General features: G+C 71.0%; 18 protein-coding genes and 1 pseudogene. 10 read left to right on the top strand and 9 right to left on the bottom strand.

Annotated features, from left to right (window positions below; genetic code table 11):
* Position 1 precedes the first annotated feature (1 nt).
* A complete protein-coding gene (locus ACIBJG_RS31060) occupies positions 2-430 on the top strand; it encodes a DUF742 domain-containing protein (protein ID WP_399312521.1) in 429 nt (142 codons plus the stop codon).
* A gap of 12 nt (positions 431-442) precedes the next feature.
* On the opposite strand, the gene ACIBJG_RS31065 is transcribed toward ACIBJG_RS31060, so the two are convergent.
* Positions 443-952, bottom strand: a complete 510-nt coding sequence (locus ACIBJG_RS31065) for a MarR family winged helix-turn-helix transcriptional regulator (protein WP_399312522.1) — start codon at positions 950-952, stop codon at positions 443-445.
* A gap of 81 nt (positions 953-1033) precedes the next feature.
* Between ACIBJG_RS31065 and ACIBJG_RS31070 the strand changes: the two genes are divergently transcribed.
* Positions 1034-3148: an MMPL family transporter gene (locus tag ACIBJG_RS31070; RefSeq protein ID WP_399312524.1), complete on the top strand. Its 2115-nt coding sequence runs from the start codon at positions 1034-1036 to the stop codon at positions 3146-3148.
* Positions 3149-3231: 83 nt separating this feature from the next.
* On the opposite strand, the gene ACIBJG_RS31075 is transcribed toward ACIBJG_RS31070, so the two are convergent.
* Together ACIBJG_RS31075 and tatA are read right to left on the bottom strand one after the other, a co-directional pair.
* On the bottom strand, positions 3232-3807 hold the full coding sequence (locus ACIBJG_RS31075; RefSeq protein ID WP_399312525.1) for a TerD family protein: 576 nt from the start codon (positions 3805-3807) through the stop codon (positions 3232-3234).
* 100 nt (positions 3808-3907) lie between these two features.
* Complete coding sequence (tatA, locus tag ACIBJG_RS31080; RefSeq protein ID WP_399312624.1) at positions 3908-4114, bottom strand: Sec-independent protein translocase subunit TatA; 207 nt, start codon at positions 4112-4114, stop codon at positions 3908-3910.
* A 194-nt stretch (positions 4115-4308) separates the two neighbouring features.
* Here tatA and ACIBJG_RS31085 point away from each other — a divergent pair, with 194 nt between their 5' ends.
* Positions 4309-5811 carry an LCP family protein gene (locus tag ACIBJG_RS31085; RefSeq protein WP_399312527.1) on the top strand — a complete coding sequence of 501 codons (1503 nt, stop codon included), beginning with the start codon at positions 4309-4311 and terminating at the stop codon, positions 5809-5811.
* 50 nt (positions 5812-5861) lie between these two features.
* On the opposite strand, the gene ACIBJG_RS31090 is transcribed toward ACIBJG_RS31085, so the two are convergent.
* The 3 genes from ACIBJG_RS31090 to ACIBJG_RS31100 are packed head-to-tail and all read right to left on the bottom strand — an operon-like array spanning position 5862 to position 9455.
* Positions 5862-6389 (bottom strand): GNAT family N-acetyltransferase, encoded by a 528-nt coding sequence (locus ACIBJG_RS31090; protein WP_399312528.1) that lies wholly within the window; start codon positions 6387-6389, stop codon positions 5862-5864.
* A gap of 5 nt (positions 6390-6394) precedes the next feature.
* A complete protein-coding gene (mgtA, locus tag ACIBJG_RS31095; protein ID WP_399312529.1) occupies positions 6395-9106 on the bottom strand; it encodes a magnesium-translocating P-type ATPase in 2712 nt (903 codons plus the stop codon).
* On the bottom strand, positions 9090-9455 hold the full coding sequence (locus tag ACIBJG_RS31100) for an ArsR/SmtB family transcription factor (protein WP_399312530.1): 366 nt from the start codon (positions 9453-9455) through the stop codon (positions 9090-9092). The genes mgtA and ACIBJG_RS31100 overlap by 17 nt, the downstream gene beginning before the upstream one ends.
* Before the next feature lie 443 nt (positions 9456-9898).
* On the opposite strand from ACIBJG_RS31100, the gene ACIBJG_RS31105 reads away from it, so the two are divergent.
* The 5 genes from ACIBJG_RS31105 to ACIBJG_RS31125 all read left to right on the top strand — a co-directional run bounded on the left by ACIBJG_RS31105 (position 9899) and on the right by ACIBJG_RS31125 (position 13673).
* On the top strand, positions 9899-10522 hold the full coding sequence (locus tag ACIBJG_RS31105; protein ID WP_399312532.1) for a GTP-binding protein: 624 nt from the start codon (positions 9899-9901) through the stop codon (positions 10520-10522).
* Positions 10523-10640: 118 nt separating this feature from the next.
* Entirely contained in the window at positions 10641-11054 is a 414-nt protein-coding gene (locus ACIBJG_RS31110) for a roadblock/LC7 domain-containing protein (RefSeq protein ID WP_399312534.1), read from the top strand.
* A gap of 115 nt (positions 11055-11169) precedes the next feature.
* Positions 11170-12339, top strand: a complete 1170-nt coding sequence (locus ACIBJG_RS31115) for a DUF6397 family protein (protein WP_399312537.1) — start codon at positions 11170-11172, stop codon at positions 12337-12339.
* Positions 12314-12802 carry a GNAT family N-acetyltransferase gene (locus ACIBJG_RS31120; RefSeq protein WP_399312539.1) on the top strand — a complete coding sequence of 163 codons (489 nt, stop codon included), beginning with the start codon at positions 12314-12316 and terminating at the stop codon, positions 12800-12802. Before ACIBJG_RS31115 ends, ACIBJG_RS31120 begins: the two co-directional genes overlap by 26 nt.
* Positions 12803-13046: 244 nt before the next feature.
* A complete protein-coding gene (locus tag ACIBJG_RS31125; protein WP_399312541.1) occupies positions 13047-13673 on the top strand; it encodes an LAETG motif-containing sortase-dependent surface protein in 627 nt (208 codons plus the stop codon).
* A gap of 121 nt (positions 13674-13794) precedes the next feature.
* On the opposite strand, the gene ACIBJG_RS31130 is transcribed toward ACIBJG_RS31125, so the two are convergent.
* A complete protein-coding gene (locus ACIBJG_RS31130) occupies positions 13795-15987 on the bottom strand; it encodes a SpoIIE family protein phosphatase (RefSeq protein ID WP_399312543.1) in 2193 nt (730 codons plus the stop codon).
* Positions 15988-16190: 203 nt separating this feature from the next.
* Here ACIBJG_RS31130 and ACIBJG_RS31135 point away from each other — a divergent pair, with 203 nt between their 5' ends.
* Entirely contained in the window at positions 16191-17264 is a 1074-nt protein-coding gene (locus tag ACIBJG_RS31135) for an enoyl-CoA hydratase/isomerase family protein (RefSeq protein WP_399312545.1), read from the top strand.
* Positions 17265-17286: 22 nt separating this feature from the next.
* Here the strand turns inward: ACIBJG_RS31135 and ACIBJG_RS31140 are convergent.
* Positions 17287-17421: pseudogene (locus ACIBJG_RS31140) on the bottom strand (AraC family transcriptional regulator); the annotation flags it as partial.
* Between the two features lie 55 nt (positions 17422-17476).
* Between ACIBJG_RS31140 and ACIBJG_RS31145 the strand changes: the two are divergent.
* A complete protein-coding gene (locus ACIBJG_RS31145; protein WP_399312546.1) occupies positions 17477-17872 on the top strand; it encodes a cupin domain-containing protein in 396 nt (131 codons plus the stop codon).
* A 53-nt stretch (positions 17873-17925) separates the two neighbouring features.
* Here ACIBJG_RS31145 and ACIBJG_RS31150 read toward each other — a convergent pair whose 3' ends face one another.
* A complete protein-coding gene (locus tag ACIBJG_RS31150; protein ID WP_399312549.1) occupies positions 17926-19455 on the bottom strand; it encodes a rhamnulokinase family protein in 1530 nt (509 codons plus the stop codon).
* Between the last annotated feature and the right edge of the window lie 11 nt (positions 19456-19466).

Raw genomic sequence — 19466 nt, forward strand, 5'->3', positions numbered from 1 at the left:
AGTGTCCAGGAACGACGGGGGCCAGGAGGCCCCGGACCCGTATGACCTTCCGGGCAGCCAGTGGTACGACGCCGACGCGGGCCCGCTCGTCCGTCCGTACGCCATGACCGGTGGCCGGACCGAACCGGGCCCCGGTGGCGCGCGCTTCGACCTGATCGCGCTCGTCACCTTCGACGAAACCGTGTCAGGGAGCGGCGAGGACGCACTGCTGGGACCCGAGCACCGGACGCTGCTCACCCTCTGCCGGACCGAGACGCAGTCGGTCGCCGAGCTCTCCGCCGACGCCGACCTGCCGGTCGGTGTGGTGCGCGTACTGCTCGGCGACCTGCTCGAATCGAGGTATGTGACGGTCAGCCGCCCGGTGCCACCCGCCCAACTGCCCGACGAACGCATCCTCCGCGAGGTGATCAACGGCTTGCGCGCGCTCTGAGGGCCGGCCCCACTACGGTTGTCCCTGGCCGCTCCTCAGCTGCGTGAGCTCGTCGTTCGTGGCCTGCAGGAAGCGGATGACGACGCGGAGTTCGTCCTCGTCGAACTGCTTGCGGGCCGCATCGGTGGCGGCAGCCAGCGGTCTGAAGAAGTCGCGGGCCACCAGTTTGGCCGCGGCGGCGTAGTGCAGGCGCACCACCCGGCGGTCGCCGCCGTCCCTGACGCGGTGGATGTGACCCGCACGCTCCAGCCGGTCCAGACACGCCGTCACCGCACCCGAGGTGAGGTCCAGCTGCTCGCGCAGCCTTCCGGGGGTCATGGCCGAGCCGGCCTCGCCGTGATCGGCGTCCAGGATGGCGATGAGAGCCTGCACATCCGTCGGGTGGAGCCCCTGGGCCTGGGCGAACTCATGGGTGATGCGATTGAACTCGCTGGTCATCCGGCGCAGCAGGACAGCGAACGACTGGAGCCCGGTGGGGCCGTCGCTCGTGTCTCTGTCCGGGCCTCCGTCTGCGGTGGGCATACCCCCAGAGTAATATCTCTCATTCATTGAGATAATCAATAGTCGAGAGATATCTGTCGTGCGTCGACCCATGGGGAAGCAATGAAGCCCGCACCGCGGCACCGCATCGTCCGATGGCTGGTGCCCGTAGCCCTGCTCGTCGTCTGGCTCGGCATCGGAGGGACGCTGGGCCCCTATGCCGGCAAGCTCGGCGAGGTGGCCACGAACGACCAGGCGGCGTTCCTGCCGCGCAGTGCCGAGTCGACCAAGGTGTCCGAGGCGCAGAAGGCGTTCCAGAAGTCGGGGACGGTGCCCGCGATCGTCGTGTGGACCGGCCGGAAGGGCGGGGTCCCGGCCGGCGCGCAGAAGTCCGCCACCCGGGCACTCGCCTCCCTGGCCGGGCAACCCGGTGTGGTCGCCGCGCCGTCGGCCGTGAGGCCGTCCGAGGACGGTGCGGCGCTCTCCGGCGTCGTGCAACTGCGTTCGGACCTGGGCGACGCGCTGCCGGACACCCTCGACCGGGTCCGCACGGCGGCCGCCTCCGTGCCGGGTACGAGGGCGGAGATCGCCGGGCCCGCGGCCAGCCAGGCCGACCTCAAGGACGCGTTCGCGGGGATCGACGGGCTGCTCCTGGGAGTGGCGCTGGCCGCGGTGCTGGTGATCCTGCTGCTCGTCTACCGCAGTCTGCTGCTGCCGTTCCTGATCATCTTCAGTGCCGTCCTGGCCCTGGGCCTCGCCTGCGCCGTCGTGTACGCCCTCGCGGACCACGACGTCGTCCGCGTGGACGGGCAGGTGCAGGGCATCCTGTCCATTCTGGTGATCGGGGCGGCCACCGACTACGCCCTGCTCCTCACCGCCCGCTTCCGCGAGGAACTGGCCCGGCACGGTGACCGGACGGCCGCGGCCCTCGCCGCGCTCCGCCGCTCCTTCGGAGCGATCACCGCGAGCGCGGCCACCGTGGCGCTGGGTCTCCTCGCGCTGCTGCTCAGTGATCTGACGAACAACCGTGCGCTCGGACCGGTCGGAGCCATCGGCATCGTCTGCGCGGTGCTGAGCACGCTGACGTTCCTGCCCGCCGTGCTGGTCCTGTGCGGCCGGGCCGCCTACTGGCCCGCCAGGCCGCGCCCGGCTGACGAGGAGCCGGGAGGCCACGGCATCTGGCGCCGGGTCGCCGGCCGCGTCGACCGGTCCCCGCGCAAGGTGTGGATCTCCACCACCCTGGTCCTCGTCGCCTGCGCGGCGTTCGCGCCGACGCTCAAGTCGCAGGGCGTGCCCCTGGACGAGATCTTCGTGAACGACGCCCCGTCGGTCTCCGCCCAGGCCACCCTGGGCAAGCACTTTCCCGGAGGCTCCGGCAACCCCGCCGTGGTCGTCGCGGCGGCCGGCCGTGCCGACGAGGTGACGGTCGCGGCCGCCGGAACCCCCGGCGTCGCCAACGCGGCACCGGTCACCGCGTCCGGCAGCCCGGGCGGGGGGCCGCCCCTCGTGGTCGACGGCCGGGTACGGATCGACGTGACCCTGGACGATGCCGCGGACAGCGACGCGGCCAAGGCGACGGTCCAGCGTCTGCGTACCGCCGTGCACGCCGTCACGGGAGCCGACGCGCTCGTCGGCGGCTACACGGCCCAGCAGTACGACACGCAGCAGACCGCCGAGCGGGACCGCGGCATCATCGTGCCGGTGGTGCTCGTGATCATTCTCCTGATCCTGATGGGGCTGCTGCGGTCGGTGCTGATCCCCGTCCTGCTGGTGGCCACCGTGGGCCTCAACTTCCTGGCGACCCTCGGGGTTTCGTCGCTCGTCTTCAAGCACATCCTGGGATTCAGCGGTACGGATGCGTCGGTGCCGCTGTACGGATTCGTCTTCCTGGTGGCGCTCGGCGTCGACTACAACATCTTCCTGATGTCACGGGTCCGGGAGGAGGCGCTGGAGCACGGGGCGCGGCAGGGGGTACTGCGGGGGCTGGTCAGTACGGGTGGGGTCATCACGTCGGCCGGGGTGGTGCTGGCGGCCACGTTCGCGGCGCTCATCGTCATTCCTCTGGCGTTCCTCGCCCAGATCGCGTTCATCGTGGCCTTCGGGGTGCTGCTGGACACCCTGGTGGTGCGTTCGCTCCTCGCCCCGGCCCTGGTCGTGGACATCGGTCCCAAGGCCTGGTGGCCGAGCAGGATCAGCCGGATCGCGGCCGGAGCGGAGCGGGGCGGCACGGCCGAGTGACGCACCTGGGCCCCGGTCCCGCCCCGGACGTACGGGGCGGGACCGGGGCCCAGGGGTGCTGCGGGGGCGCCGTGTCCGACCGGTCAGACGTTGACGCCGTAGTCCGAAGCGATTCCGGCCAGCCCGGATGCGTAACCCTGGCCCACCGCGCGGAACTTCCACTCCGCACCGTTCCGGTAGAGCTCGCCGAACACCATCGCGGTCTCCGTCGAGGCGTCCTCGCTCAGGTCGTAACGGGCGAGCTCCACCCCGTTGGCGCGGTTCACCACACGGATGAACGCGTTGCGCACCTGGCCGAAACTCTGACCCCGGCTCTGCGCGTCATGGATGGAGACCGGGAAAACGATCTTCGCGACATTTGCGGGGACGCCCGCCAGGTCCACGTTGATGGACTCGTCGTCGCCCTCACCCTCGCCGGTGAGGTTGTCACCGGTGTGCTGGACGGAACCGTCCGGGCTGTTGAGGTTGTTGTAGAAGACGAAGTGCTGGTCCGAGAGGACCTTGCCGGCGTCCGAGCACAGCAGCGCGCTGGCGTCCAGGTCGTGGTCGGCGCCCGTCGTCGTCCGTACGTCCCAGCCCAGGCCCACCGTCACCGCGGTCAGGCCGGGCGCCTCCTTCGACAAGGAGACGTTGCCGCCCTTGGCCAGGGTCACACCCATGAACTTCCTCCAATGATCCGGTGATCCGTTGATCAGTGTTCCTTCGGCCGCCACCGAAGAGGATGGCGGCCCTTCCCCTATGGTTCCCTGGTTGTGCGGGTCATGAAGTGGTGGCGTGGTCGCGGGAGTCACCGACGGTGGTCCGCACGGGCACGTCCTCCTTCATGGCCTTGGTCTCACTCTTCAGGATCCGCATGGATTTGCCCAGGGCGCGGGCGGTGTCCGGCAGCTTCTTCGAGCCGAACAGCATCACCACGACGATCGCCACGATCAACAGGTGCCAGGGTTCGAGGCCGTTGCGCAGCATGTGCGTCACGCCCTTTCATGAGGTGTCTTCCGGACAATGTTTCCAGCAGGCGTTTGTGGACAGGGGATCGGACCGACGATGGACGGGGCCGTTGATCCACACGGACACCAACACTTGCTACATTGCGCAACTGTACAACCATGCGGGGGCGGCGGCAGTCCTCCTTCATGGAAGCCGGACGAACGGGGTGGTCGATGACAGGCAGTCACAAGGGGGCAGCCGGCGGTAAAAGGGGAGGACGCCTGCGGCGGACGGCGCTGATCGGGCTGTCCTTCCTCGTCCTGCTGGTCGCCGGCGTCGGCTGGGGATATCTCAAACTCACGGGGAGCATCGATACGTTCAGTGCCGACGGGATCTCCGGTGACCGGCCGCCCGACTCATCCTCGGGGCAGAACGTTCTCGTCATCGGGTCGGACTCCCGATCGGGCGAGAACAGCGGACTCGGCGGCGGTACGGGCGAGGTCGGCCGCTCCGACACCGCGTTCCTGCTGCACGTCTACGCCGACCACAAGCACGCCGTCGCCGTCTCCATCCCCCGGGACTCGCTGGTCGACATCCCGGCCTGCAAGAAGCCCGGTGGTGACTGGACGACGCCTCAGCACCGCGTCATGTTCAACGGGGCCTTCTCCGTAGGGGAGACCGCAGAGGGAAATCCGGCGTGCACCCAGAACACCGTCGAGCACCTCACCGGCTTGCGCGTCGACCACACCGTCGTGATCGACTTCGCCGGCTTCTCCGCACTGACCTCGGCCGTCGGCGGAGTGTCCGTGTGCCTGCCGCAGGAGATCTACCAGCAGGACCTGAACCCCAAGCGCCCCACCCGTGGTGAGCAGGTCTTCGCCAAGGGGCCCCAGACGGTTTCGGGACAGCGCGCGCTCGACTACGTGCGGCTGCGGCACGGCATCGGCGACGGCTCCGACATAGGCCGCATCAAGAGGCAACAGGCGTTCGTCGGATCCCTCGTCAAGAAGGTGAAGTCCCGCGGTCTGAACCCCACCACCCTGCTGCCGCTGGCCAACGCGGCGACCGACGCGATGACCGTCGACCCGGGACTCGGCTCGGCCGACAAGCTGCTGTCCTTCGCCATGTCGATGAAGAACATCGACCTGCACAACACCAAGTTCGTGACCGTGCCCTGGCGTTACGAGGGAGAACGCGTCGCCATCGTGGAACCGGAGGCCGACGCGCTGTGGGCGGCGCTGAAGGCGGACCGCACGATCGACGGCCAGGACGCCGCGGGCACGTCCGGCGCCAAGAAGCCCACGCCGGGACCGGGCACGACGGCGTCCGGCGCGACACCCTCTCCCACCGGACCCGTCTCGGGCGAGGGCATCGACGTGGCCGTCTACAACGGCACCACGGTGACCGGACTCGCGGCCCGGGCCGCCGAACTCCTGAGCACGCACGGGTTCACCGTCACCGGCACGGCCACCGCGAACTCCCAGGACCAGGCCCGCACCGTCGTCACCTACGGCCCCGGCCTGCAGAACGCGGCCGCGACGACGGCCCGGCTCTTCGGGGGTGCACGGACCACGGAGTCCGGCGAGGCCGGAATCCAGGTGATCGTGGGCAGTGACTTCGCCGCGAACCCCTCGCCCGCCCCCGCGTCACCGACGCCCGACGCCGTACCGTCCACCGTCGCCGACGAGGCCCGCTCGGCCGACGACGACCCGTGCAGCGACCTCTCCTACGGCTGAGGGCGGCTGACGGACGGCAGCTGAGGGTCGATGAGGCGGCTGCGGACGGCTCAGGCCTGCGGCCGGGCCGTCCGCAGCTGCAGCGACGGATGCCGGGGCGGTACGAACCCGAACGACGCGTACAGCCCGGCCCCGTCCCCCGTCGCGTTCAGATCGACCACCGTCACACACGTCTCCTGACGGAACCAGGTCAGCAGCGCATCCACGCAGGCGCGCGCATGCCCGAGCCGGCGCCGCCGGGGATCGGTGCTCACGTTGGACACGTGCCCGTGCAGCCCGCTCGGATTGGACGGACTCGGCGCATGCGCGTCGCACGCTCCCACCGCGCACGCCACCACGCCCAGTTCCGCATCCTCGACGAGGAACGCGGCGAACTCGTCGGTCCGGGGCATCCGGTCCAGGAACCATCGCGCCGCGTCCGCCCGCCAGGGAGCACGGTCGTCGCCGACCTCCAGACCCATGTCGGCGAGCATCAGGGCCCGCATGCGCACCAGCGCTCCGACATCGGCGGGAGTTGCCCGGCGCACCCGCGCCGGCCTGCCGTCCGCCGGCCCGGTGGCGGTGCTGCCGGCATCCACCGTCACTAGATCCTCCGGTTCCGTTCGTAGCGGTTGCGCGCCCATCCGAGACCGCATGCGTACAACGCGAGGACGGCTGCGAGCAACAGGTAATAGAGCGGCGGCAGGGCGCCCATGCCCAGCATGGGTCCGAGCGCGGTGAGCGGCAGGAGCACACCGACGACCCCCAGTCCGGCCGCCGCCGCCCGCAGCGGCCCGCCGCCGTGGCGCTGCGCGGTTCGCCGCCCGGTGCGCAGGAGCAGCATCACGAGGGCCTGGGTGAGGAGGTTCTCGGTGAACCAGCCGGAGTGGAAGGCAGCCTGGCCGTCCGCCGGCGAACTGTGCAGGGCCAGGGCGAGAACCCCGAAGGTCGCCAGGTCGGCAGCGGCGTTCAGCAGCCCGAAGCCGGTGATGAAGCGGAGGAAGTCCCGCGGGCGCAGCACCGCCGGACGCTTCAGGGCCGAGGACGCGGGCCGGTCGAAGGCGAAGGCGAGCTGCGCCGCGTCGAAGCACAGGTTCTGGACCAGTACCTGCGTCGGCAGCATGGGCAGGAAGGGCAGCAGCAGACCGGCGGCGAGCATCGCGATGACATTGCCGAGGTTCGACGAGAGCGTGATGCGCAGGTACGCGGCGATGGTGCCGCTGCTGCGCCGGCCCGCCGTGATCGCGTGATCGATAGCGCCGAGGTCCTTCTCGGCGAGCACGACGTCGGCGGCCTCCCGCGCGACATCGACCGCGTTGCGCGGACAGATGCCGACGTCGGCCGCGTGGAGGGCCGGCAGGTCGTTGACACCGTCGCCGAGGAACCCGGTGGTGCGCCCCGAGGCTCGCAACGCGTCGACGATCCTGGCCTTGTGCGCAGGGGTGCAGCGCGCGAAGACCGTCGCCCGTCCTGCGATGCCGGCGAGCCGTTCGGCGGACAGGTCGTCGATCTCCCCGGCGGAGAGGACCTCCCCCGGGTCCAGGCCGAGATCCCGGCAGGCGCGGGCGGCGGTGCCCGGGTGGTCGCCGGTCAGGACCTTCACCGCGACACCCCGGCGGACCAGTACGTCAAGGGCGTCGGCGGCGCCCGGAGTGAGCGCGTCCCGCAGGGCGACGAAACCGAGGAACGTCAGCCCGCGCTCGTCGGCCGGCGTGTACGCGCCGAGCCGGGCCGGCCGCTCGGTGCGGGCGACGGCGAGCAGCCGCAGGCCGTCCGCGGCCTCGCGGGCCGCGAGCGCGCCCAGCCGGTCCCGTTCCGCCGGGTCCAGATCGCACCGCTCCAGGACGGCCTCCACCGCGCCCTTCGTCACCAGGACATGGGTGGTGAACCGGCCGGGAGGACGGATGACCGCGGTGGAGAGACGGCGCACCGGATCGAAGGGCAGCGCGGCCACCGCGTCGTACTCCTCGACGGGCAGGAGCGGCGCCGCATCGGCCCCGCCCTGTTGGGCCCAGGCGTCCAGAACGGCCTCGTCCAGGGCGTCCGGCGCCGGCAGATCGGCGAGCTGCAGCGTCCACAGGGCATTGACGGCCGCCCAGTGCAGCACCAGGGGATCGGGTGCGCCCGTTGCGCCGAGCGTCCGGTCGAGGACCGGACGGTCCTGGGTGAGCGTGCCGGTCTTGTCCAGGCAGAGGACATCGATCGCGCCCAGGTCGTGCAGCGCGGGCAGGCGCTTCACGATCACCGCATGGTCGCGAGCGAGCAGCGAGGCCCCGCGGGCCAGCGCCGTGGTGACGATGACGGGAAGCATCTCGGGCGTCAGCCCCACCGCGACCGCGACCGCGAACGGCAAGGTCTCCAGACCTCGTCCGCGCAGCGCGGCGTTGGCCATCAGGACCAGCGGCGGCGTGAGGAGCATGAACCGGACCAGGGTCCAGGAGATGCCCTGCACCGAGCGGTCGAACGCACTCGTGCCGCGGCGGCGCGCCGACCGGTCGTACGCCGCGGCGAACCGGGTGTCGCCACCGGTAGCCACCACCACCGCCGTACCGCTGCCGGACGCCACGCTGCTGCCCTGGAAGCACAGCTGCCGCTGCGCGAACACGCCGTCCCCGGCATCGGGCACGTCCTGCGGCCCGGCCGCGTGCAGGGCCTGCGCGTCGAGGGGATGCTTCGCGACCGGCACGGACTCCCCGGTGAGGGCCGACTGGTACACGGTCAGGCCGCTCGCCCGCAGCAGGTGCACATCGGCGGGGACGAGATCGCCCGGGGCGAGCCGGATCACATCACCCGGCACGAGCTCCCCCACGGGCAGTTCGCGGGCCTGAGCCACCGCGTCGTGGCCGTTGCGCCGCAGTACCGTCGCGGTCGTCGCCACCAGATCGTGCAGCGCGGCCGTCGCCCGGTCCGCCCGGTGCTCCTCGGTCGAACGCAACAGACAGCTGACGACCACGAGCACCGACGTCACAGCGGCCGTGCCCCACGCATCCACCAGGGCGGAGACCAGCCCCAGACAGAGCAGCACCGAAGTGAAGGGGTCCCGCAGGGCGCGCAGGAACCGCCGCGGCCAGGGGACCGGACGCCGGGCGGGGAGCGTGTTCTCGCCGAACCGCGTCAGGCGCTCCTGTGCCTCCGGTTCCAGCAGCCCCCGCGGCCCGCTCTCCAGTGAGCGGAGCACCTGGAGGGAGGTCGGCGGGGTGGACGGCCGTACGGCACCGCCGGCCGATGCCGCGCCTGGCATCGGCACGACGACGGCCGACTGCTCGCCGGTCGGTCCCGGCCCCTCGGCGGCAGCGTTCTCAGGCACCGAGTTCACGGAGACGCACGGGCTGCGCGGCCTGGTACCCCGCCCGCTCGGCGAGCTGGCCGACCATCAACCGCACGACCGTCACGACATCGGGATCATCGACCAGGTACACCTGCCGGCGGCCTTCGCGCCGGGAGCGGACGAGACCGGCGAGTTTGAGTTTCGTCAGATGCTGGCTGACCGAGGGGAGCGTGCCGCCGACCCGCTCCGCCAGACCGGTCACGTCGCTCTCGCCCTGGGCCAACGCCCAGACGATGTGCAGCCGGGCCGGGGTCGCCAGGAGACCGAAGGAGGCGGCCGCCTGGGCCAGCACGTCCGCGGGCGGATCCTCGAAACCGCCGTCGGCACCTGTCGACACTTCTGTACTCCCGTCCGCGTGGGCCGACTACTCGCACCCGAGACGACCAGTGTAGGCGCCGGAGGCGGAGCTCCCGGGGCCCGCTCGCAGCCCGTACGGCAGGCGCCGAAGCCGTACGGTCGGTGACGCGCCGGCAGCGGAACCGGCCGGGTCCAGAACAGTCGAGACGGGAACAGGAACACGGGGCCGGGGAAGGGCTACACGTGGTTATCGGCCAAGAACAATCGAATGGCTGACAATCACACCGGAATTCGTGCGGTTCCGGGCAGCGGACGGCCCGAAACAGTCACATCCCCAAAATTGTGATCGCACTCCACGGGCCGGGTGCCGGTTTGCCATGCTGTCGCCGTACACCTGCCGATGATTCACTGAATCCGAGGCCCCAAGATGACTCTGACCTGCGCATTCGACGCCTTGGGGCTCACTGGTGAGAGAAGTGATCCATGCCGACCGAGCACGCTGACAGCCCCCGGGACGAGTCCGCCGGGGCCGCCCCGAACGACGCCCTGGCCCTGAAGATCCTGGTCGCGGGCGGGTTCGGGGTCGGCAAGACGACGCTCGTCGGCGCGGTGAGCGAGATCAGGCCCCTGCGTACGGAGGAACTCCTCAGTGAGGCCGGGCAGTCGGTCGACGACACCGACGGCGTCGCCCAGAAGACCACCACGACCGTCGCCATGGACTTCGGACGCATCACCATCAGGTCCGGACTCTCCCTGTACCTGTTCGGCACCCCGGGTCAGGACAGGTTCTGGTTCCTCTGGGACGAACTCTCCCAGGGCGCGCTGGGAGCGGTCGTCCTGGCAGACACCCGGCGGCTGGAGGACTGTTTTCCCGCGGTCGACTACTTCGAGCACCGCCGGATCCCCTTCGTCGTGGCCGTCAACTGCTTCGCGGGGGCTCGTTCGTACGGTGAACAGGACGTGTCTCGCGCCCTCGACCTCGATCCCGGAACGCCTGTGGTGCTGTGCGACGCGAGGGACCGGGATTCAGGCAAGGAAGTCCTGATCCGGATGGTCGAGTACGCGGGCCGGATGCACACCGCACGGCTCCTGGACTCGGTGGGCTGAGCCGACTCGGCCGGATCCCGCCCCGCTGTTGCACAGCGGGGCGCTTGCCCGTACGTGACCGGTGCGTAAGGCTTGCAACAAGTGGGGCACGGGGAACGTATGAGCGGGGAGGAACAGAATGGCGCTGGACAGGGGACTCGACTGGCTGCTTGACGATCTCACCAGCCGGGTGAAGCACATACGGCACGCCCTGGTGCTGTCGAACGACGGCCTGGTGACGGGAGCGAGCACGGGGCTGGCTCGTGAGGACGCGGAGCACCTGGCCGCCGTCTCGTCCGGACTGCACAGTCTCGCCCGAGGATCGGGCCGGCATTTCCGTGCAGGGAAGGCCCGGCAGACGATGGTGGAGTTCGACGAGGCGTTGCTCTTCGTGACGGCCGCCGGGGACGGCAGCTGTCTGTGTGTGCTGAGCGAGGCCGAGGCCGATGTGGGTCAGGTGGCGTACGAGATGACGCTGCTGGTCAACAGGGTCGGGGAACATCTCGGTGTCGCCGCACGGCAGGACGGGAGCGTGGGGGTCGACCGGATCTGACCGCTCGGTCGCTCTGCCGCCCGGCCCGGGAGTTATCCACAGGCCGGGCGGCAGCTGCCCTTCCCGGGCTACCGTGGTCACGGAGAGTATTCGGGTCTCACGGGGGAGAATCGTCATGTCGATGACGGAAGCGGTGCGCGACGACGGCGTTCACATGGTCACCGCAAGCAGGGCCGCTGCGGAACTGGAGCTGAGGCGCGGAGAGTTCGCCCTCGCCGTCCACCTGGGCATCGTCCGGGTGGAAGCGCGCGAGACCGGCGGGCGGGTCAGGGTCGGTCAGGAGGAGATCGACCGGCTCCGGTCGGAGGACGGATTCCCGGAGGCACTGCGGGAGCGGGTGCGCACGGTGGGGACCGCCGAAGGGGCTGGGCTGCTCGGGATCAGCCCGGTCCGCTTCACCCGGCTGGCGCGCGCGGGCTGTGTCACGCCGGTCGCCTTCTACCTCAATCGCTACCGAGCGGTGGTGTGGCTCTATCTCGCGCAGGAGCTGGGCGGACTGGCCGCCCGGTCATCCGGACTGTTGGTGGGCAACAGCCCGCCCTGGTTGCGCAGCCGGCTGGACGCGGGCATGGACTGCCGGGCGCGCAACTGGCGCTCGCGCCGGATCGAGCGGCTGCTGACCCTTGCCGAGGACCCCTGGGCCCGTGCGGCCGTCGTCGCGGAAGCGCTGGACCCGGTCCAGCTGGCCGAGGTGGTCGACGATCCGTACGAGCGCGCCTACTTCGGCAGGGTCCGGCCCGTGCCGGTATTCGGCCGGGGCGGATCGGCTGCCGGTCGCGAGGCCATGGCAAAGCTGATGCTCGCCGATGAACCGGACGAGATCCTCTGGCGACGGGTCACCCTCGGGATGGAGCTGGACAGCGCACGCGAGCTGCGTCCGGCCCCGCGGCCGGGCGAGGAGCGGTGGCCCGGAGATACGGACGAGCCGCGGGCCTCGGCCGGACCGGTGGGGCTGTTGGAACTGGGGGAGACGGCGGCCGAACGGTCGGATCCGGGCACGCAGGACGGCGCGGCGAAGGAAGGCGGTGCGCTGGACGGCCGCGCGCAGGACGGCGGCACGCGGGATGACGGGACAAAGGCAGGCGGCACGCGGGAAGGCTGCGGCCGGGCCGGCGCGGGCGGTGACGGTGGCGGCGCGCCAGGTCTGCTGGCCCGGCTCCGCCTGCGCAGGTCACGCGGGAGCCGGCATCCTCGCCAGAGCGCCGCCGGCAGGGGGAAGCCGCTCGCTCCCGACCCACGGACCAGGCATTCTTTGCACCATGTTGATCAGGGAAGCCACCGCTGAGGACTGGCCCGCCATCTGGCCCTTCTTCCACGAAATCGTCGCCGCAGGCGAGACGTTCACCTACCCCATCGACCTCAAAGAGGCCGACGCCGTCGACTGGTGGCTCCTGAAGCCCCCGAACCGCACGGTCGTCGCGGTGGCCGAGGACGGCAGTGTCCTCGGCACGGCCAAGATGAACAACAACCAGATGGGCAATGGTTCCCACATCGCCAGTGCCAGTTACATGGTCGACCCCCGGCACTCCGGAAAGGGGGTGGGGCGGGCCCTGTGCGAGTACACGATCGACTGGGCGCGCAAGGCCGGGTTCCGTGCCATGCAGTTCAACGCGGTCGTGGAGGGCAACGCAGCCGCGGTCGCGCTCTACCGCTCCCTCGGGTTCGAGGTTCTGGGGACCCTGCCGGAGGGGTTCGACCACCCGAAGAGGGGGTTCGTGGGTCTGCACATCATGCACCGGCTGCTCTGACGGACCCGGGGGTGATCGTGGCCGCGAGCGCCCCGTGGACACGGTCCGGGGCCGGGCGTTTACGTCGCGCCACGGGGCGGCAGGGCCGGCGCCGGTATCCTGTCCGTGTTGCCCCAACCGACGACGATGTGCGGCCAGTTGTACGTCGAATGGTCTGTGGGGCGGGTGCACACAAGGGGGAAGAGGGCAGTACTGTGCGCCCCACCGCCATTCGGGCGATGAAACATTTGCGGAGGAAGAATCCATGACCATACCCAGGAGATCGTGGCGTGCTGCGGGAACCCTCGCCGCCGCTGCGGTTGTCGGTCTGACCGGTGCGGTTCTGACCGCCGGTCCGGCCGCAGCTCACACCCCCACCTGGGACGTGACCTGTACCGAAGTGAGCCTGCACCTGTCCGCGTACAACGATGACGTCACCAACCAGGTGACCGTCACCGTCGACGGAAAGGACCTCCTGCCGACGGAGACCTTCGGCAAGGGGCTGGACAAGAAGATCGCACTGCCCGAGCACGACAAGGCGCTGACGGTCCGTCTGGTCGTCAAGGCCGGTGACGGCGAGCAGTACTCGCGCGACGAGTCCAAGCAGGCGCTGGTGTGCAAGGAGACGCCGCAGGAGCCCAAGCCGACGCCGACCGAGACGAAGCCGTCCGAGACGCCCACCACGGCGACGCCCACGCCGACCGCCACTCCCAGCGAGTCCGCCTCGTCGTCTGCGCCCGCCGCAGCCACGCCGAGCCCCAGCTCGCCGGATCTGGCCGAGACCGGTTCGTCGTCCGCCACGCCGATCATCGGTGGTGCGGCTGTCGCCGTGCTGCTGGCCGGTGGCGGCATCATGTGGTCCGTGCGCAAGCGCCGCACCGCGCAGCACTGACGTAGTCCGGTGGCCCGGGCGCGCCCAGCGCGCCCGGGCCCCTGCCGAGGGGCGTGCCGTGTCCTGTGGGACGAGACGGCACGCCCCTCAGCGCTGCCCCTCAGTGCTGCCCGCTTTCCGCTCACCGCTTTCCGCCCATGGAGCCGGGACGGTCCGAGTCGCCTGGGCCGACGGGGTCCGCCGGCTCCGCGGCGTCCTTGCGCACCGGGCCGGGCGCGGGCGCCGCCGCCGGGCCGATCTCGCACCAGACCGCCTTCCCCTCGCCGCGGGGTTCGATGCCCCACCGGGTCGCGACGGCGTCCAGCAGCAGCAGTCCCCGGCCCGAGGTCGCGGTCTCGCCGGGGGTCCGGCGCCGGGGCCATGCGCTGGAGCGGTCCTGCACCGACAGGCGGACCCGGCGCACCGGTTCCGGGAGCACCTCAAGGGTGAGCACCGCCCCGCCCTCCGTGTGCAGTAGCACATTCACCAGCAGTTCACCGGTCACCAGCTCGGCGTCGTCCGCGAGTTCGGCCATGTTCCAGTCGGTCAGGGCCTGGCGCACGATCGTCCGGGCGTCGGAGAGCCCCTCCGGATCAGCCTGATGGATGTACTGATGGAGCCGCGGCGCCCGTGGGGAGCCCGGGTCGGGGCTTCGCCGCAGCACCAGCAGCGCGACGTCGTCACCCGAGCCCCAGCGCTCCCACAGCCGGTCCGACAGATGGTCCGCAAGCGCCTCGGCACCCGCCGGCCCCGCGCTGACCTCGTTGATGAGCGTGCGCACCCCCGCATCGATGTCGGCGCCCGGTTCCTCCACGAGTCCGTCGGTGTACAGGACCAGCGTCTCGCCGGGAACCAGGTCCAGCCGGGTCTCCGGGAACTCCTCGTCGTCGAAGTCGGTCGCGATGCCCAGCGGGACGCCGCCGCGTACCTGCGGGGTGCCGACCCGGCCGTCCATGTGCCGGATCAGAGGGCCGAAATGGCCTGCCCGTACCACCCGCACCGTGCCGGTCGCCAGATCGACCTGGGCGTAGGTACAGGTGGCGAACCGGTCCGTGTCCAGCTCGGCGAGGAACCGTGAGGCCCGGGCTAGCACCGTCGACGGCGGATGTCCCTCGGCGGCGTACGCACGCAGCGCGATGCGCAGCTGGCCCATGATCGCCGCTGCATGCGTGTCGTGGCCCTGCACGTCACCGACCACGATGCCGAAGCGGCCCTTGGGCAGGGCGATCACGTCGTACCAGTCGCCCCCGACCTGACGGCCGCTCCATGCGGCGTGGTAGCGGACGGCGATCTCGCCGCCCTCGATGTCCTGGATCCGGCGGGGCAGCATCGCTGACTGGAGGCCCGTGGCGAATTCGCGTTCCTCGTCGAAGAGCGTGGCCCGTTGGAGGGACTGGGCGACGATCGCGGCGAGCCCCAGGCAGAGGTTACGTTCGTCGGCGGTGAAGGCGGTGCGCTCGCGGTAGAAGAGCGCCAGCCCGCCGAGGGTCCGCGCCTGGGCGACGAGCGGCAGATAGGCCGCCGCCTGGAACTTGAGCTGTCCCACGAACGGTTCCAGTATCGGGTAGCGCCGGGTGAGCGCGCCGAGTGAGCTCACGAAGCGTGGCCGTCCGCTGAGGACGGTGTCGGCCAGCGGGAACTTCGGATCGAGCCGGCCCGAGCCCAGCTCGTCGACGACCTCCAGCGAGTCGCCGCTCAGCGCGATGACATTGAGTGCGGTGTTGTCCAGCAGGCCGAGCGCGAGCCCGTCGGCGCCCAGTCGTGCAAGCCCGCCCGGTCCGGTCAGCGCAGCGGTGACATCGTCCACGGTCACCGCTCGCGACAACGCGCTGGTTGTTCGTTCAACTATGTCGGTCTGTCGCTGACGCCGTTTTTCCAGATCCAGCACGAAGGCCGAATGGGTGACTTCCGCCGTCGCGTCCCGCACCAGGCCGATCACCCGGTGCGCCCGCCCGTCGGTGCCGCGCAGGATGCGCGCCTGGACATGGGTCCACTGATCACCGCCGTCGTGCAGCGGAACCCGGAAGTGCATGCTGTACGAGGTGCTCCCGCCCTTGATGGCCTCGTCGATCGCCACATCGAGACGGATCCGCTCCGCCGGGTCGAGGAGCTCCATCAGGGACTCCGGCCGGGAGTCGAAAGCGGGCGGGTCCAGGCCGAAGACCAGTAGCCCGGCCTCGTCGATGTCCAGCGTCCGGGCGTCGAGGTCCCACTCGAAACTGCCGGTGCGGTTCATGGCAAGCCGCTCCGCCGTCGCCGTCTCGCTGTTGTGGGTTTTCTCGACCAGGAGGCGGGGCGGGACGGGGATGAACGGTGGCCGGTCGTGATCGGTCATTCGTGCTCCGAGGATCGTCCGGCGGGGCTGCCGTTACGGCGTGACTCAATTGTCTGGCGGGTTCGGCACGGCTGCCACAGCGGGAACGGGTCGTAGGGTGCGCCGCCTCATGCCGCGCACCCCGGACCGCCGCGCACAATGGCAGCGGAAGATCGTCCGTGACCGGCGGACGGTACGGCACTGGGGCTGACCGGAGCGCACGCATGAACCACGAGGATTCCGTCCTGCTGCACACCGGGGGACGCGTCCGCCACATCACGCTGAACCGGCCGCGGGCCCTGAACGCTCTGAACCACGCCATGGTGCGGCACATGAGGGAGGCCCTGGACGCGGCGGAACAGGACGCCTCGGTCGTCGCGGTGCTGCTCACCGGTGCGGGGGAGCGCGGGCTGTGCGCGGGCGGCGACATCCGGTCCATCCGCGAGGACGCCCTGGCCGGAGGCCGGGCATCACTGGACTTCTGGCGTGACGAGTACCGGCTCAACGCCCGGATCGCCCGTTTCTCCAAGCCATACGTCGCCCTCATGGACGGCATCGTGATGGGCGGCGGGGTCGGCGTATCGGCCCACGGTTCCCTTCGAGTCGTCACGGAGCGCTCCCGCCTCGCCATGCCCGAGACCGGCATCGGCTTCGTTCCCGACGTCGGCGGCACGTACCTGCTCGGTGCGGCCCCCGGCGAACTCGGTGTGCACCTGGCGCTCACCGGCGACGCGGTCGGAGCGGCCGACGCGCTGCTGTGCGGCCTCGCCGACCACTTCGTACCGTCACAGGACCTGCCCGCGCTGGTCGCCGCACTCGACACGTGCGTCTCACCCGAGGCCGTCGTCGCGACGGCGGAGCGGTACGCCGCCGCCGCCCCCGCCGGAGAGCTGGCAGGGCACCGCGACTGGATCGACACGTGCTACGCGGCTGACACGGTCGAGGACATCGTCGAACGCCTCGACGGGTGCGGGGTGCCTGCCGCGAAGCAGGCCGCGGCGACGATCCTGGCCAAGTCGCCGACGGCACTCAAGGTGACGCTCACCGCCGTCCGCCGCGCCCGTCGCCTGGACAGCCTGGAAGCGGCCCTCGACCAGGAATTCCGCGTCTCGTCCACCGCCTTCACCCGGCCCGACCTGGTGGAGGGCGTGCGCGCCCAGATCATCGACAAGGACCGGAACCCCCGGTGGAGCCCGGCCGATCTCGCCGAGGTCACCGACGAGGACGTGGCCCGCCACTTCGCACCGCTGGGTGACGGCGAGCTCGGTCTCGGCCCCGCAGCAGGGTCAACCGGCTGAGGCGGACGGCATCCGCGCGCTGTCACTTCACCTCCGGCCCGAACCTCTTGTACGCCGACGGAGTGATGCCGGTCTCGCGGCACATCGGCGTGCGCAAGTCGGCAGCCGTGCCTAGCCCGCTGCGCCGCGCGACGGTCTCGAAGCGGGACTCACCTCGCATGTGCGAGTCGAAGCACTGGTGCCGGCCACGCACGACGACTCAGGATGAGCTCATGAGCAACCAACCGCTCCCTCTCGACAAGGCGCTGGCTTCCTTCGACGCCCTGTGGAGCCCCCGCATCGTCCAGCGCGTCAACGACTACGACGTCCGCGTCGCCAAGGTCGCGGGCGAGCACGTCTGGCACGTCCACGACGACACCGACGAGTTCTTCCTGGTGCTGGAGGGCGAGCTGCACATCTCCCTTCGCGAGCCCGGCGGGGAGCGCACGGTCCGCCTGCCCCGGGGCACGGTCTTCACCGTTCCCCGGGGCACGGAGCACAAGCCGCACGCTCCGTCCGGCGCCGCCATCCTCATGTTCGAGCCCACCGGGACACCGACCGTGGGCGATCGCCACGAGGAGGTCCCGCACCACGTGGACGCGACGACCGGGCACACGCTCGGCATCTGACCTGGTGTCCCGCGGCGGCCGCCCGGCCGGCGCGGGACACCACCGGCTGTGGATCAGGCCCTGTCTCCCCCCGTCCCGGTGTCCACGCGCTCGTGCCTCGATCCGAGCCGGGCCTCCGCACGGTCCCAGTCGCGTCGGTTCCCCCGCGGCTCGTAATGCCGCAGTTCCTGGGTACCGGCGACCAGCCGTCGCAGACCGGCGAGGTCACCCACCAGACCATGGGCACGGGCCTGCAGCAGGATGTTGCCGAGAGCCGTCGCCTCCGCCGGCCCCGCCGTCACCGGAAGCCCGCTCGCGTCGGCTGTCCACTGGCACAGCAGCTCGTTGCGCGAACCGCCGCCGACCAGGTGGATCCGTACCGGCTCGCGCCCGGCGAGCCCGGAGGCCCTGCGCAACGTCCTGCGATGGGCCAGCGCCAGACTTTCCAGCACACAGCGCACGTACCCACCGGGAGTCCGCGGCGGCGCCTGCCCCGTTCGCAGCAGATACGCATCGATGCGGGCCGGCATGTCACCCGGTGCCAGGAACGAAGTGTCGTCCGGGTCGATCACCGCGGCGAACGGCTCCGAAGCAGCTGCGTCGGCGAGCAGACCCGCCAGGCCGAGGGGCTTGCCCGCGCGGTCCCACACTCGGCGGCACTCCTCCAGCAGCCACATCCCCATGATGTTGCGGAGAAAGCGAACCGTGCCGTCCACCCCGCGCTCATTGGTGAAGTTCGCCGCCCGGGACTCCTCGGACAGCACCGGAGCATCCAGTTCGAGCCCGGCCAGCGACCAGGTGCCGCAGGAGATGTACGCGAACTCCGCTTCCGTGGCCGGGACTGCCGCGACCGCCGATGCCGTGTCGTGCGAGGCGACCGTCGTCACCGGAGTGCCCGCCGGCAGACCGGTGAACTCGGCGACGTGCGGCAGCAGCGTCCCCGCCGGATCGCCCGGCTCACGCAGCGTGGGGAAGAGCGACCGCTCCAGCCCCAACCGCCCGATCAACGCATCGGACCAGTCACCGCTGCGCGCGTCGAACAGCCCGGTCGTCGACGCGTTCGTGATCTCCGCACCCACCGACCCGGTCAGCCAGTGCACCAGCAGGTCGGGCATCAGCAGCAGCGTCCGTGCAGCACCCCACTGGGCGGTCGTACGGTGTGCGAGGAGCTGGAAGACCGTGTTGAACGGCAGGTGCTGCAGTCCGCTGACCGCGTACAGCTCCCGCTCGCCACAGCCGTCCGGCAGCCGCTCCGACGCCCCGCTGTTGCGCGCGTCCCGGTAGTGGAACGGCAGCCCCAGCAGCGCCCCGTCCCCATCCAGCAGCCCGTAGTCCACCGCCCACGTGTCGACGCCGATGGAGGCGACCGGGCCCGAGCGCCCGGCCGCCCGCAGCCCGTCCAGCGTCCCCTGGTACAGAGCCAGTACGTCCCAGCGCAGACCGTCCGGCAGGCGCACCGGTGTGTTGGCGAACCGGTGCGCCTCGGTCAGTTCGAGCCTCCCGGGCCCGACCCGGCCGGTGATCACCCGGCCGCTGGTCGCGCCGAGGTCCACGGCGGCGAAGACCGCTTCGCCGGCCGCGGTGTCGAGGGAGTTCACAGCCATGGAGATCGTGT

Origin of the sequence: Streptomyces sp. NPDC050422 (assembly GCF_044458665.1) — a bacterium.
Lineage (GTDB): Bacteria > Actinomycetota > Actinomycetes > Streptomycetales > Streptomycetaceae > Streptomyces.

Coding starts and splice junctions, on each gene's coding strand:
- ACIBJG_RS31065 (WP_399312522.1), bottom strand. CDS start 952: ATGCCCACCGCAGACGGAGGCCCGGACAGAGACACGAGCGACGGCCCC.
- ACIBJG_RS31070 (WP_399312524.1), top strand. CDS start 1,034: ATGAAGCCCGCACCGCGGCACCGCATCGTCCGATGGCTGGTGCCCGTA.
- ACIBJG_RS31075 (WP_399312525.1), bottom strand. CDS start 3,807: ATGGGTGTGACCCTGGCCAAGGGCGGCAACGTCTCCTTGTCGAAGGAG.
- tatA (WP_399312624.1), bottom strand. CDS start 4,114: ATGCTGCGCAACGGCCTCGAACCCTGGCACCTGTTGATCGTGGCGATC.
- ACIBJG_RS31085 (WP_399312527.1), top strand. CDS start 4,309: ATGACAGGCAGTCACAAGGGGGCAGCCGGCGGTAAAAGGGGAGGACGC.
- ACIBJG_RS31105 (WP_399312532.1), top strand. CDS start 9,899: ATGCCGACCGAGCACGCTGACAGCCCCCGGGACGAGTCCGCCGGGGCC.
- ACIBJG_RS31110 (WP_399312534.1), top strand. CDS start 10,641: ATGGCGCTGGACAGGGGACTCGACTGGCTGCTTGACGATCTCACCAGC.
- ACIBJG_RS31115 (WP_399312537.1), top strand. CDS start 11,170: ATGTCGATGACGGAAGCGGTGCGCGACGACGGCGTTCACATGGTCACC.
- ACIBJG_RS31120 (WP_399312539.1), top strand. CDS start 12,314: ATGTTGATCAGGGAAGCCACCGCTGAGGACTGGCCCGCCATCTGGCCC.
- ACIBJG_RS31125 (WP_399312541.1), top strand. CDS start 13,047: ATGACCATACCCAGGAGATCGTGGCGTGCTGCGGGAACCCTCGCCGCC.
- ACIBJG_RS31130 (WP_399312543.1), bottom strand. CDS start 15,987: ATGACCGATCACGACCGGCCACCGTTCATCCCCGTCCCGCCCCGCCTC.
- ACIBJG_RS31135 (WP_399312545.1), top strand. CDS start 16,191: ATGAACCACGAGGATTCCGTCCTGCTGCACACCGGGGGACGCGTCCGC.
- ACIBJG_RS31145 (WP_399312546.1), top strand. CDS start 17,477: ATGAGCAACCAACCGCTCCCTCTCGACAAGGCGCTGGCTTCCTTCGAC.
- ACIBJG_RS31150 (WP_399312549.1), bottom strand. CDS start 19,455: ATGGCTGTGAACTCCCTCGACACCGCGGCCGGCGAAGCGGTCTTCGCC.